Source organism: Variovorax sp. 10L421 (assembly GCF_056395365.1).
Window position 1 is genome coordinate 50,330 of record NZ_JBFTJJ010000014.1, and the last position, 12,309, is coordinate 62,638.

Consider the following 12,309-nt stretch of genomic DNA (forward strand, 5'->3'; position numbering starts at 1 on the left):
CGTGCATCGATCACGATGTTTCACTTTTGAAACGCGCGCATGTCCCGCTCCCTCGGCGGGGCGTTTAAAGTTCGAGCCCGGTGCGCTCCGCGCCACTCATTTCCCTTCAACCGTCCGATCGAAGAAAGAACCTCATCTTGAACAAGACCGACCTCATCACGGCCATTGCCGCCGACACCAACCTCAGCAAGGCCGACGCCGCCCGCGCGCTCGACTCCACCATCGAAAACCTGTCGCGCGCCCTGGCCGGCGGCGACACGGTGCAACTGATCGGCTTCGGCACCTTCGCCGTGGCGAGCCGCCCCGAGCGCACGGGCCGCAATCCGTCGACCGGCGAGCCGATGACCATCAAGGCCAGCAAAGCGCCCAAGTTCACCGCCGGCAAGGCGCTGAAGGACGCGGTCAACGCGCCCGCCGCAGGCCAGTAAGAGCTTCTTTCCTTCCTCCGTGGCGCCGGCGCAGCAGCGCACGGTCTGCGGAGGGGCCGTCTTCAGGTAGCCGTCGCGTTCCGCGCTAGAGTCCGTGCACGTTCACAAGCTCAGCCATCAGACATGCCCGACGCACCTGTGCCAACGCAACGTTCCCACGCGCTCTTGCTGCCGCTGTCGCAGTGGCTGCTTCGACTCCTTCCGATAGGGGCCTGTCTTCTGGTTCTGGGCTGCGCAGGCCCCACCGGGCCACGGCCGGGAGCCGCCGTCACCAGCACGCTGACGGCCGAACAAACCAACAGCATCGCGATCCATGCACTGGGGCTGGTCGGCACGCCGTACCGCTATGGGGGCAACACGCCGGATGGCGGCTTCGACTGCAGCGGCCTCATCGGCTACGTCTATCTCAACAGCGTGGGGCAGTCGCCGCCGCGCACGGTGGCGCGGATGGCGTCCTTCGGCAGTCCGGTGGCGATGTCCGACGTTCGCACCGGCGACCTCGTGCTCTTCGGTTCGTTCGCACCGACGCATGCCGGCATCTACGTGGGCGGAGGCCGCTTCGTGCATGCGCCGTCGACCGGTGGCGAGGTGCGGCTCGACAGGCTCGACGGCGTGTATTGGTCGCGCCAGCCGACGCAGGCTCGGCGGCCCTGAGGGTTCAGGCGGACTTGCCGCGACCGCTCTTCCTGGCAGGGCCCTCGGTGCGCGGGCTCGCCGCGCCCGCCGCGGCGCTGCTGCCGTTCAACTGATCGACCCACGACAACGCATCGACATACGACATGAACCGGTTGAGGTATTCCGGCGACAGGTCGCGCATCAGCGTGAGCGAACGGTGCACGAGGTGATGCGAGTTGAGGGGGCCCGCGTTCTCCGGCACCTTCGCCAGTGATTGCGTCAAGCGCCGATCCGCGCTGAGCCTGGACCATGTGCTCTTGAAGTAGCGGATCGACTTCAGTTCGGTGGAAGGCGAAAAGGCGGGGAGGCCGCGTGCCGCATTGCCCGCCGCGGGCGGCGAGCTGTCGCCAGGCACCGGTGCATGCCGGGCAATGTGATCGACGAGGCCGGCGAGCGCCCCGCGCTCTGGTGCGGCTTCCTGCTTCGCCACATCCGATGGCTGTGCCTTTCCAAGATCCTCGCCGTACACGGCAAGCAGCGTGGCAACCTTGTCGTCGAGGATGCGCCGGGCCTCGCCGCTGTACGCGGCCGCGCGCCTGGCCATCGCTTCGATGACACGAAAGCGCACGGGATCGAAACGATGATCGCCGCGCTTGATCGATGCGGCGACCATCGCGGCGGTGTCGAGGCACGTCTCGTGATCAGTCACGGGGCTTTGCGCCGGCATTGTTGGAGGGCCTCGGCGTGGGCGCCATTTCCACGCGCCTGTTCTTCGAGCGCCCATCGGCATCTGCATTCGAGGCCACTGCCTGCTCAGATCCGAACGCCGCCGCGAAGATCGACGACGACGGTATGCCCGATTCGATCAGCGCCCGCGTCACCGTCAAGGCACGCTGCGCCGAGAGCTCCCAGTTGTCTGCAAACTGGCGCGCGTTGTCGCGCATCTGCCGGTCGTCGGTGAAGCCGCTCACCATCAGGATCTCGTCGCGCGACTTGAGGTACGCGCTCAGCGGCGCGGCCAGGCTCTTGAGCAGTTGCCGGCCCTCGGGCTGAAGCTCCGCGGAATTGAAGGCAAACAGCACGCTGCCGCTGATGCCGATGCGGCCGTTGTTCAGCGTCACGCGGCCGGCTGCGAGCGGCCCCGCGAGAGCTTGCTCCAGCGTTTGCCGGCGCTTGGCCTCGGCCTGCCGCTGCTTGACCTCGGTCTCCAGCCTGGACGCGAGCTCCAGCTGCATGCCGATCGCGCACACCAGGATCAGCACGAAGGCACCGAGCAGGCCCGCCATCAGGTCGCCGAACACCGCCCACACCGGCACGCCCGGTTCGTCGAAGCCGGCATCGAGGTCTTCGCGCATCATGCTTCGCTGTCCACCGGTGCCTGCTGTTGCTGCCGGCTGGCGATCTGCTGCATGTCTTCGACAATCTGCTTTTGCGACATGATGCTCAGGTCGATGACTTCGCGCGCCTGCGCAACGTAGTAGGCCAATTGCTCGTCGCTGCGCGTGATGGACTTGCCCAGCGCGCCTTCGATGCGCTGCAGGTGGCCCACGAGCTTGTCGTTCGACTGGCTGAACAGCTGCACGGCAAGGCCGAAGGCTTCACCGAGGCTCGCAACTTCGACGGCACTGCCGGTGATCTGCGCGGCAACGGCGGCCATCTTCTCGGACTCCGCATCGGCCTTTTCGGTGAAGCGGCTGCCCACGCGCTCCAGCAGGTCGGCCGATGCGGACACCAGCGTGTCGATGGCCGTGCGCTGTTCGGTGGAGGCATGGTTCACGGCATCGAGCAGGGTGGCCAGCGTTTCGAGGATGCGGCTGCGCTCTTCCAGCATCGCGTTGTCGCGGGTCATGCTGTCGGCGAGTTTCTGGCGCAGCTCGGTGACAACCTCGGCTGCGGCGCGCGGTGCTTCCGCTGCGGCTTGCAGCAGCTGCGCGATCTCGGCAACGGTGTTCTTCGCATGCGCCTCGGTCTGGGCCGACATTTCCCGCGCGGTTTGCGCCATGGCGTCGATCAGTTGCTGCTGCTGGCTCGCGTTGTGTGCGCCGGCCTGCTGCCATTCCTGCTGCAGCGATGCGGCCATGGTGGCCAGCGATTGCGTCCACGCCAAGAGGCGCTGTTCGTCGCGCGATGCCATCTCGGACACGATCTCGGCCGCGGCCCGTGGAGCTTCCGAAGCCGCCTGCAGCAACTGGGCGATCTCGGCGACGGTGTTCTTCGCGTGCGCTTCGGTCTGGGCCGACATGTCGCGCGCGGCCTGCGCCATGGTGCCGAGGAGTTGTTGCTGCTGGCCCGCGTTGTGTGCGCTGGCTTGCTGCCATTCCTTTTGCAGCGAGGCGGCCATGGCCGTGAGCGATTGCGTCCAGGCCGCGAGGCGTTGCTCGTCGCGCGATGCCATGTCGGTCTGCAGCCTCGCGTGTGCGCCATCGACCGTGTCCAGCAGCGACGCGGAGTGCTGTGCAAAGGCGGCGGCGGCCGACGACAGGGCCTGGCGCGCATCGCCCGAGAGTTTTTCGCTCATGCGCTGATGCTGCGCAAGCGCGCTGCCCCAGGTGTCCGACACGTTGCCCACGGCGCTCTCGAGGCGGGCGGAGACGGTGTCGACCAGCGCAGCCGAGCGTTGCTCGAAGGTCTGCGCGAATTGGTCGTGCGAGCTGCGCATGTCCTTCGACAAGGCTTCGCTCGTGCGCTGGTGTTCAGCGAGCGCTGTTTTCCAGGTATCGGCCACGCGGGTGGTGGTGGCCTCGAAGCGGGTCGACAGGCCGTCGAGCTGCTGCTGCACGGTCTGCGAGATGGTGTCGTGCAGCGTGGCCGTTTCGCGCGCGATGCCGGCCATGGTGGCTTCGACGACCGGCTGGATTGCCGCGCCGGCGACGCGTGCGCTCTCGGTCAGGCTCTGCTTCAGCGACTGGTCGACGGAAGTGGCGAGGCTGCCGTACACGGCCTCGGCCTTGCTGTGGAAGAGGTCCTGGCTGGTGGCGAGGCGTTCGTTCAGCGCGTGGCTCTGGCGTTCCATCGCCAGCATCATGGCCTGCAGCTGGCCGACCAGCTCGGGCATGGCGTGGGCCTGCTGCTGCAGCAGCTTGAACGATTCCTCACGCTGATGCGTGAGCGAGAAGACGCGCAGGGTGGTCGCGATCTGGGTGTCGAGCAATTGCCCGGCCTGCAGCCGCTCGCGCCGGCTCAGCGCCGAGGCCAGGCCCAGCATCGCCGACGCGGCCACGCCTGCCACGGAGGTGCCGAAGGCCAGTCCGAGGCCTTTCACGGGAGCGGACAGCGAGTCGCGGATGGTCTGCAGGTCGGTCGAGCTTTCCAGCGCGAGGCCGGTGCCCTTGAGCGTGACCACCATGCCGACGAAGGTGCCGAGCATGCCCAGCAGCACGAGAAAGCCGGCGAGGTACGGCGTCATCGCCGGGCCGGGCAGGCCGACGCGTTCGCCCTCTATGCGCAGGCGCACCGCGTTGCGCAGCGAAGGATGCAGCCGGCCGAGCCATGCGCCGAGGTTCTCTGGCGGGGTGGAGAGGTCCGCCACGGCCTGCGTCAATGTGGAGGTGGCCTGCTGGAAGCGATGAAGTTCCAGCGCGCCCATGAGGTAGGACGCGCCAATGATCGCGGTGACGGCCAGCGCCAGCGGGTTCGTGCCGATGTATCCGGCGCCCACCCAGCCGACGACGGCCAGGCCTGCGACAAAGACGGCGTATTGAAGGAAGCGGGTCATGGGGTCCTGGTGGCCTGGGTGCGAAGTGCTTCGAGCAGCCCTTCGACCGGTTGAAATCGAAAGTCCAGTTCGGCGAGCAGCACGTCCTGGGCGTCTTTGCGGAACACGTCCAGCCACGCATCGGGGGGCTGGGTGCCGCTGTCTGTCTCTGCTTCGTCAGGCGTCCCGGCGGCCTTGCGCAAGCGCTCGAAGTGCTTTTCGAGCATCCCGGGCACGGCCGACAGCAGGCTGTGCTCGCGCGCCTCCAGCACCTGCGCCATGACCACGTCCACCGATGCCAGCCGGGCCATGGCCGGCGATCTGGCTGCCAGCGCCGAGCGCAGCCGGCTGCGCAGCGAACCGACACCGGCCTCCATCGCCTGTTGCCGGGCAAGGTAGCGCCGGCGGTACGGGGTGAACTCGGGCGTCGCGTCCTTGCCGGTGCCGAAGGTGCTGTCTTCGGCGATGGCATTCGCCAGGGCGGTTCGCACGCGTTGGCATTCGCCTTCTTCGGTGTTGCGGGGAGCGCGGGTGCCGGGCTGTGCCATCGTTGCCGGTGCGCCATCGAGCGCCGCGGACAGCGAGATGGCATCGGTCCAGCCGAACCACTGGCTCAGTCGGTCGGCGGTGGGTTGTGCGGGTTCGCGAGCATCGATGTCAGCCAGTCGGGAAAGCAAGCGAATGAGCGCCGAGCCGTTGAAACTTGTGCGCCTGAAAACTTGCCCCATACCGCTTGAACGCGCCTGATCGAAAAACTTGGCAGTCTACAACAGCGACCTCTCGCAGAGGCCTGCCCGGCGGCCTCCCCAGGCCCCGGCTGTGTAACGAAATGCCAGTTCCATCACGCCCGCGGCGACTTCACGTGCTCGGGCCGCACGCCCATGCCCACGGTCCGCGCCGGCAGCCTGCGCAGCAGCGGCCAGCGCGCCAGCAGCCGCAGCGGCCAGGGCAGTTGCCCGGAACCGGACGCCAGCTCGCCGCCGAGCACGGGCACCAGCACGCGGTCCTGTATCAGGCGCTGCGCCGCCTGCGTCACGCGCACCGGCCATTCCCGGCGGCGCTGGAGCTGGGGCAGCAGGGCGTCGATCTCCTTCTCGCTCGCGGCGCCGGCCAAGGCCTGGGCCAGCAGGTTCGCGGCGGCCACGGCGTCCTGTACGGCGAGATTGATGCCGACGCCGCCCACCGGCGACATCGCATGGGCCGCGTCGCCGATGCACAGCAGCCCGCGGCACGACCAGGCCTCGAGGCGGTCGACCGTCACCTCGAGCAGCTTCACCGCGTCCCAGCCGGGCAGGGCCGATGGCAGCCGGGCGGCGAGAAAGGGAGCGACCTTTCCGATCTCTTCATGGAACGCCTCGATGCCCCGGGCCTGCAGCGCAGCGTGGCCGCCCTTGGGAATCACGAAGGCGCATTGCCAGTAGTCGCCGCGGTTCAGCATCGCCAGGAAGCGCCCGCGCGCGATGTAGCCCCCGGTGGTGGAGGGGTCGCCGGCCTGCTTGGGAATGGCCATCCACAGCGCGTCGATGGGTGCGCCGTAGCTGATGTGCGGCAGCGCCGCGGCATCGCGCAGCGCGGAATGCCGGCCATCGGCCGCCACCACCAGCGAAGCATGCAGCTCGACATCCTGCGGCTGGCCCGCGCGGGCGCCGCGCCGCACCTTCACGCCGTTGACGCGTCCCTTGTCCTGCAGCAGGCCGATGACCTCGGCATCGGTCCACAGCTCGAAGCCCGGATAGCGCCGGGCCTCGTCGCACATGAAATCGAGGAACTCCCATTGCGGCATCAACACCAGGAACTTGCTGTGCGAGGGCAGGTGCGTGAAATCGGCCACCGGGATGCAGCGGCCTTCGAAGGTGACGCGCAGTTCCTCGATGCGGTCGTGCGGGCGCTGCAGGAAGACGTCGAGCAGGCCCAGCTCGTGCAGGATCTCGAGCGTCGACGGGTGCACGGTGTCGCCGCGAAAGTCGCGCAGGAAGTCGAGATGCTTTTCCAGCACGACGACGGGCACGCCGGCCCGGGCCAGCAGAAGGCCCAGCACCATGCCGGCAGGACCGCCACCTGCGATGCAGCAGCGTGGTTGTGTGTCCATGGCTTCGATTCTTTCGCCCCCTGATCGCGTCCTGATGAGGGCTCACATGTTCGCGCCTGGTCCGGTTCCTGCGTGTAGGCCCGCAGGCATTGCACTGCGGGACGGCGCCTGCCGTACCCGGGTTTTCCATTACGCAAAGCCACGCATGCACTCCGCGCAGTCCGACGGATGCGCCCGCGCCGAAGCCCGGCAAAACTCCTCGGGTTCAATATAGAGGAGACATCCGCATGCACAGCATCCGACGCCATCTGGTGTGGCTGGTCGTGGCCGTGGTCGGCGCATTCGCGCTCGGCACCGTGGCCCTGACCCGAGGCGAAAGCGTCAACGCCCTCTGGGTGGTGGCCGCCGCGATCTGCACCTACCTGATCGCCTACCGCTACTACAGCCTGTTCATCGCCGACAAGGTGCTGGGCCTGGACGGCAACCGCAAGACGCCGGCACACCGCCACAACGACGGCCTGGACTATGTGCCGACCGACAAGAACGTGCTGTTCGGCCACCACTTCGCGGCCATCGCCGGTGCGGGCCCGCTGGTGGGTCCGGTGCTGGCGGCGCAAATGGGCTACCTGCCCGGGCTGCTGTGGATCCTGGCGGGCGTGGTGTTCGCCGGCGCGGTGCAGGACTTCATCATTCTGTTCATCTCCACGCGGCGCGACGGCCGCTCGCTCGGCGACCTCGTCAAGCAGGAGATGGGCGTGGTGCCCGGCATGATCGCGCTGTTCGGCACCTTCATGATCATGATCATCATCCTCGCGGTGCTGGCGCTGATCGTGGTGAAGGCGCTGGCTGAATCGCCGTGGGGCACCTTCACGGTGGCAGCGACGATTCCGGTGGCATTGTTCATGGGCGTGTACCTGCGCTACATCCGCCCGGGGCGCATCGGCGAGGTGTCGCTGATCGGCTTCGTGCTGCTGATGCTGGCCATCTTCGGCGGCCAGGCCGTGAGCCAGAACCCCGAGTGGGCCCCGCTCTTCACCTTCGACGGCAAGGCGCTCACGTGGATGCTGGTGGGCTACGGCTTCATCGCCGCGAGCCTGCCGGTGTGGCTGCTGCTGGCGCCGCGCGACTACCTGTCGACCTTCCTGAAGATCGGCACCATCATCGCGCTGGCCATCGGCATCGTGTTCGTGATGCCTACGCTGCAGATGCCGTCCGTCACGCAGTTCGCGCAGGGCAACGGCCCGGTGTGGGCGGGCAGCCTGTTCCCGTTCCTGTTCATCACCATCGCCTGCGGCGCCGTCTCGGGCTTTCATGCGCTGATCTCCTCGGGCACCACGCCCAAGATGCTCGACAACGAGCGCCATGCGCGCTTCATCGGCTACGGCGGCATGCTGGCCGAGTCCTTCGTCGCGGTGATGGCGCTGGTCGCGGCCTCGTGCATCGAGCCCGGCATCTACTTCGCGATGAACAGCCCCGGCGCGCTGGTCGGCACGACCGCGCAGCAGGTGGCGGCCACGGTGTCGAGCTGGGGCTTCGTGATCACGCCCGAGATGCTGCTGCAGACCGCCAAGGACGTGGGCGAGACGACGATCCTCGGCCGCGCAGGCGGTGCGCCGACGCTGGCCGTGGGCATGGCCCACATCCTTCATCAGGTGATCGGCGGGCAGGCCATGATGGCCTTCTGGTACCACTTCGCGATCCTGTTCGAGGCGCTGTTCATCCTCACGGCTGTGGATGCCGGCACGCGCGCCGGCCGCTTCATGCTGCAGGACCTGCTGGGCAGCTTCGTGCCCGCGCTCAAGCGCACCGATTCGCTGCCGGCCAACCTCGTCGCCACGGCGCTGTGCGTCGCGGCCTGGGGCTACTTCCTGTATCAGGGGGTGGTCGATCCGCTGGGTGGGATCAACACGCTGTGGCCACTGTTCGGCATCTCCAACCAGATGCTGGCCGCGGTGGCGCTGATGCTGGGCGTGGTCGTGCTGTTCCGCATGAAGCGCGAGCGCTATGCGTGGGTGGCGATTGCGCCTGCTGCGTGGCTGCTGGCGTGCACGCTCACGGCGGGCTGGCAGAAGATCTTCTCGGCCGACCCGAAGATCGGCTTCCTCTCGCATGCGGCCAAGTACACCGACGGCATCGCCAGCGGCGTGCTGGTGGCGCCGGCCAAGACGCCCGAGGCCATGTCGCGCATCGTGTTCAACGACCGCCTCGACGCGGCGCTGTGCGCGCTCTTCATCTTCGTGGTGCTGAGCGTGCTGGTCTACAGCATCAAGGCCTGCCTGGCAGCGCGTGCGGCCAACCGGCCGACCACCAAGGAAACGCCGTTCGAGCCAGTGGGCGCTGCCGCTGCCACGGCCGCGCACTGACGCCATGGGCCTCGCATTGCCGGAAGCCGGGCGCTACTTTGCGCGCTCGCTCAAGCAGTCTCTGCGGCTCATGGTCGGGCTGCCCGACTACGACGCCTACCTGACGCACATGGCGGCCACCCACCCGGACCGCGCGCCGATGAGCTACGAGGCCTTCTTCCGCGAACGGCTGGAGGCGCGCTACGGGGCAGGCAAGGGGCGTTGCTGCTGACGCGCCGCTGCATCTAGAATCCTGCGGTCGCGCGACGCGATCCCTTCGCCCAAAGCCCCGGCCATCGAGCCGGTGCGGGCCGGCGAAGGCACCCAACCCAGATTTCCTCCAGGCAGGGCGTACACGGTTTCTCCATCCGAGCGATGGGGAGCCGGTGTGGCGCTTCGCGATTTCAAAAACAAATCGCCCTGAGGGAATTTCGCCATGTCCGTTCGTTCTCGCGCGCCGCGTTTTCGCCTGCGCCATCCGTCCCTGTTCGTTGCCGCCCTGGCCGCCGCGCACTGCGCGGCACAGGCCCAGAGCGCCGATGCGACGCTCAAGGAAGTGACCGTCAGCTCCGAGCAGGACGTCGGCTATGCACCGTCCATCGGCAGCACTGCCACAAAGGGCTCCGCGCCCCTGCGGGACATTCCGCAGGCGGTCAACGTGGTGCCGGCGCAGCTGCTGCGCGACCAGGGCGCGACTTCGATGCAGGACGCGCTGCGCAACGCGCCCGGCGTGTCGTTCAACGCGGGCGACGGCCAGCGCGACCAGGTGGTGATCCGCGGCTTCACCGCCATCGCCGACTGGTTCGTCGACGGCGTGCGCGACGACGCGCTCTACTTCCGCGATCTCTCGGACACCGAACGCATCGAGGTGCTGAAGGGCCCGGCCGCAGTGCTGTACGGCCGAGGCTCCTCGGGCGGCCTGATCAATCGCGTGACCAAGAAGCCGGTCTTCGACCGCGCCTTCGGCGAAGTCTCGCTCGGCCTCGGCACGCACGACTTCAAGCGGCTCACCACCGACCTCAACACGCCCATCGGCGAGAACATGGCGTTTCGCCTCAACGTCGCGCGCGAGAAGTCAGGCAGCTACCGCGACCAGCAGTTCATCGACCGCTACAACGTCGCGCCGTCGCTGGCCATCAAGTTCAGTCCGCAGACCGATCTGCTGCTGCAGTACACCAACGCCTACGACCAGCGGCTCACCGACTTCGGCATTCCGGCGCTCAACGGCCGCCCGGTGAACGTGCCCATCGGCACCTACTACGGCTCGGCCTTCGGAAAGCGCGACGACACCACCACGACGAAGGTGCAGTCGTTCACCGCCACGCTGAACCACCGCTTCAGCGACACGCTGAGCCTGCGCAACACCACGCGCTATTCCAGCTACGGACTCGACCGCTACAACACACTGCCCAGCGGTACCACCGACCCCGTTCGCCTGACCGTGGGCCGCACGCGCGGCTTCATCCTGCGCGACGAGAGCGGCTGGTTCAACCAGACCGACCTGACATGGCGCAACGAGCTCGGCGGCTTCAGGCAGGAATGGCTGCTGGGTGCGGAGTTCGGCCAGCAGGAGAAGCGGGCGTACTCCGTGTCGTCGGCCACCGGCTTCGAACGCGTGAGCATCCTGAACCCGGTGGCCGCACCCGCGCCGATTCCGCTCGCGAGCTACACGGCCAGCAGCGCGATCCCGAGCAACACGCGCTTCAAGACCGCCGCGCTCTACGCGCAGGACCAGATCACCCTGGCACCGCAGTGGAAGGCGCTGGTCGGCGGGCGCTACGACGTTTTCGGGCAGGACACCTCGTTCGAACGCACGCTGGCGCCGTTGTCGCGCACCGATCGCAAGTTCAGCCCGCGCGCGGGCGTGGTCTGGCAGCCGAGCGAAACGCAGTCGTACTACGTGTCGTACAGCCGCTCGTTCCAGCCTTCGGCCGAGACCTTCGCGCTGTCGGCCAGCAACACCGCCAACGACCCCGAGATCACGGTGAACAAGGAGATCGGCGCCAAGCTCGACTTCCTGGATGGCGCGCTCAACCTCACTGCGGCGGTGTTCAACCTGGAGCGCTCGGGCATCAAGAACACCGACCCGACCAACCCCGCGCGGCAGATCAACGTGGGCACGCAGCGCACCAACGGCATGGAGCTGGCGCTGGCCGGCAAGCTGCCGGGCCGCTGGGACATCAGCGCGGGCTATGCGTACCTCGACGGCCGCATGACCAAGTCGCTGGCCACGGTGAGTTCGCTGCAGTTGCCGGTTGGAGCGGCGATGCCGGTGCAGGGCAAGATCGCGCCCCTCACACCGCGGCACTCGGCTTTCGTGTGGCTCATGAAGGACCTGGGCAACGGCCTGAGCGCGGGCGGCGGCGTCAACTACGTGGCCGCGCGCTATGCGTCGCTGAGCAACCTCGTCACGCTGCCTTCCTATGTCACGGCAGACCTGGCCGCGAGCTACAAGACCGGGCGCTACGAGATTTCGGCGAACCTGAAGAACATCACGAACCGCAAGTACTACGTGTCGGGGCATGGCAGCGTGGACAACCTGATCATGCCGGGGGCCGGGCGCGAATTGCAGGTGATGCTGACCGCGAAGTTCTGAGGCACGGGCGCGGGCTCAGTCTCCGGCTGAGGCGGCCTGCGCGAAATCCGGCTTCTCCATTCGGCGCGACCGCGCGACGATGCCTGCACGACAACACTATTCGTGGAGAACATCGATGCCATCCGAACTCAACCAGATGACCGGCCTGTCGCTGCGCTTTCGCGTGCTGCTGTCGGGTGTGCTGTTGCTGGTGGCCGCGCTCAGCGCCGCGCGTCCTTCGGATGCGGGCGTCGAACTGCAGGCGGAACAGCGCTTCCAGCTGGCCCTCGAAGCACAGGCCGACCGCGACTACCGCGCGATGCTCGTACAGCTGCGGCAGGCCGCCACCGAAGGCCACGCCGAGGCGCAGGAGATGCTCGGCATGGTGCTGCTGACCGGCCCGACGCTGTACGGCACGGCCGTGAAGGCCGACCGCTGCGAGGCCGGGGCGTGGATGCGCCGCGCGGCAATGCAGGGCAGCGAGACGGCGAAGGTGCAGCTGACCTTCCTGAACCGGCTGCGCGCCTCGCCTGCGGGGAAGCGCGCCTGCGAATGAATGAATGAATGCGCCCCGCATCGACGGGCTCGCGAAGATTTCGCCGCTGCAGGCGGGAAGTTGGCCTACT

Annotated in this window: 11 protein-coding genes; 6 read left to right on the plus strand and 5 right to left on the minus strand. The window is 67.8% G+C overall.

Annotated elements, in window-relative coordinates:
- Positions 1-137: 137 nt before the first annotated feature.
- Both AC1DFC_RS18455 and AC1DFC_RS18460 read left to right on the plus strand, forming a co-directional pair.
- Positions 138-428, plus strand: coding sequence for an HU family DNA-binding protein (locus tag AC1DFC_RS18455; protein WP_056593546.1), 291 nt, complete (start codon positions 138-140; stop codon positions 426-428).
- Between the two features lie 123 nt (positions 429-551).
- Positions 552-1,082 carry a C40 family peptidase gene (locus tag AC1DFC_RS18460; protein WP_007837260.1) on the plus strand — a complete coding sequence of 177 codons (531 nt, stop codon included), beginning with the start codon at positions 552-554 and terminating at the stop codon, positions 1,080-1,082.
- A gap of 4 nt (positions 1,083-1,086) precedes the next feature.
- On the opposite strand, the gene AC1DFC_RS18465 is transcribed toward AC1DFC_RS18460, so the two are convergent.
- The 5 genes from AC1DFC_RS18465 to AC1DFC_RS18485 all read right to left on the minus strand — a co-directional run bounded on the left by AC1DFC_RS18465 (position 1,087) and on the right by AC1DFC_RS18485 (position 6,826).
- Positions 1,087-1,770 carry a DUF2894 domain-containing protein gene (locus AC1DFC_RS18465; RefSeq protein WP_478179760.1) on the minus strand — a complete coding sequence of 228 codons (684 nt, stop codon included), beginning with the start codon at positions 1,768-1,770 and terminating at the stop codon, positions 1,087-1,089.
- Positions 1,745-2,398, minus strand: coding sequence for an OmpA family protein (locus AC1DFC_RS18470; RefSeq protein WP_478179781.1), 654 nt, complete (start codon positions 2,396-2,398; stop codon positions 1,745-1,747). The genes AC1DFC_RS18465 and AC1DFC_RS18470 overlap by 26 nt, the downstream gene beginning before the upstream one ends.
- Positions 2,398-4,758: a DUF802 domain-containing protein gene (locus AC1DFC_RS18475; RefSeq protein ID WP_478179761.1), complete on the minus strand. Its 2,361-nt coding sequence runs from the start codon at positions 4,756-4,758 to the stop codon at positions 2,398-2,400. The genes AC1DFC_RS18470 and AC1DFC_RS18475 overlap by 1 nt, the downstream gene beginning before the upstream one ends.
- On the minus strand, positions 4,755-5,465 hold the full coding sequence (locus AC1DFC_RS18480) for a DUF3348 domain-containing protein (RefSeq protein WP_007837265.1): 711 nt from the start codon (positions 5,463-5,465) through the stop codon (positions 4,755-4,757). Before AC1DFC_RS18480 ends, AC1DFC_RS18475 begins: the two co-directional genes overlap by 4 nt.
- Positions 5,466-5,578: 113 nt before the next feature.
- Positions 5,579-6,826 (minus strand): FAD-dependent oxidoreductase, encoded by a 1,248-nt coding sequence (locus AC1DFC_RS18485; protein WP_413335435.1) that lies wholly within the window; start codon positions 6,824-6,826, stop codon positions 5,579-5,581.
- Positions 6,827-7,053: 227 nt separating this feature from the next.
- On the opposite strand from AC1DFC_RS18485, the gene AC1DFC_RS18490 reads away from it, so the two are divergent.
- From AC1DFC_RS18490 to AC1DFC_RS18505, 4 genes are all read left to right on the plus strand, one after another.
- Positions 7,054-9,129: a carbon starvation CstA family protein gene (locus AC1DFC_RS18490; protein WP_413335436.1), complete on the plus strand. Its 2,076-nt coding sequence runs from the start codon at positions 7,054-7,056 to the stop codon at positions 9,127-9,129.
- Between the two features lie 4 nt (positions 9,130-9,133).
- The gene (locus AC1DFC_RS18495) at positions 9,134-9,340 is read left to right on the plus strand and encodes a YbdD/YjiX family protein (protein ID WP_007837269.1); all 207 of its coding nucleotides are present in this window, start codon (positions 9,134-9,136) and stop codon (positions 9,338-9,340) included.
- A gap of 204 nt (positions 9,341-9,544) precedes the next feature.
- Positions 9,545-11,704, plus strand: a complete 2,160-nt coding sequence (locus AC1DFC_RS18500) for a TonB-dependent receptor (protein WP_413335438.1) — start codon at positions 9,545-9,547, stop codon at positions 11,702-11,704.
- A gap of 115 nt (positions 11,705-11,819) precedes the next feature.
- Positions 11,820-12,239 (plus strand): SEL1-like repeat protein, encoded by a 420-nt coding sequence (locus AC1DFC_RS18505; protein WP_413313715.1) that lies wholly within the window; start codon positions 11,820-11,822, stop codon positions 12,237-12,239.
- Positions 12,240-12,309 lie beyond the last annotated feature (70 nt).

What these genes read in the sequence shown, in the direction of transcription:
- AC1DFC_RS18475 (WP_478179761.1), bottom strand. Translation starts at nt 4,758, where the DNA reads ATGACCCGCTTCCTTCAATACGCCGTCTTTGTCGCAGGCCTGGCCGTC.
- AC1DFC_RS18485 (WP_413335435.1), bottom strand. Translation starts at nt 6,826, where the DNA reads ATGGACACACAACCACGCTGCTGCATCGCAGGTGGCGGTCCTGCCGGC.
- AC1DFC_RS18480 (WP_007837265.1), bottom strand. Translation starts at nt 5,465, where the DNA reads ATGGGGCAAGTTTTCAGGCGCACAAGTTTCAACGGCTCGGCGCTCATT.
- AC1DFC_RS18465 (WP_478179760.1), bottom strand. Translation starts at nt 1,770, where the DNA reads ATGCCGGCGCAAAGCCCCGTGACTGATCACGAGACGTGCCTCGACACC.
- AC1DFC_RS18505 (WP_413313715.1), top strand. Translation starts at nt 11,820, where the DNA reads ATGCCATCCGAACTCAACCAGATGACCGGCCTGTCGCTGCGCTTTCGC.
- AC1DFC_RS18470 (WP_478179781.1), bottom strand. Translation starts at nt 2,398, where the DNA reads ATGCGCGAAGACCTCGATGCCGGCTTCGACGAACCGGGCGTGCCGGTG.
- AC1DFC_RS18490 (WP_413335436.1), top strand. Translation starts at nt 7,054, where the DNA reads ATGCACAGCATCCGACGCCATCTGGTGTGGCTGGTCGTGGCCGTGGTC.
- AC1DFC_RS18460 (WP_007837260.1), top strand. Translation starts at nt 552, where the DNA reads ATGCCCGACGCACCTGTGCCAACGCAACGTTCCCACGCGCTCTTGCTG.
- AC1DFC_RS18495 (WP_007837269.1), top strand. Translation starts at nt 9,134, where the DNA reads ATGGGCCTCGCATTGCCGGAAGCCGGGCGCTACTTTGCGCGCTCGCTC.
- AC1DFC_RS18500 (WP_413335438.1), top strand. Translation starts at nt 9,545, where the DNA reads ATGTCCGTTCGTTCTCGCGCGCCGCGTTTTCGCCTGCGCCATCCGTCC.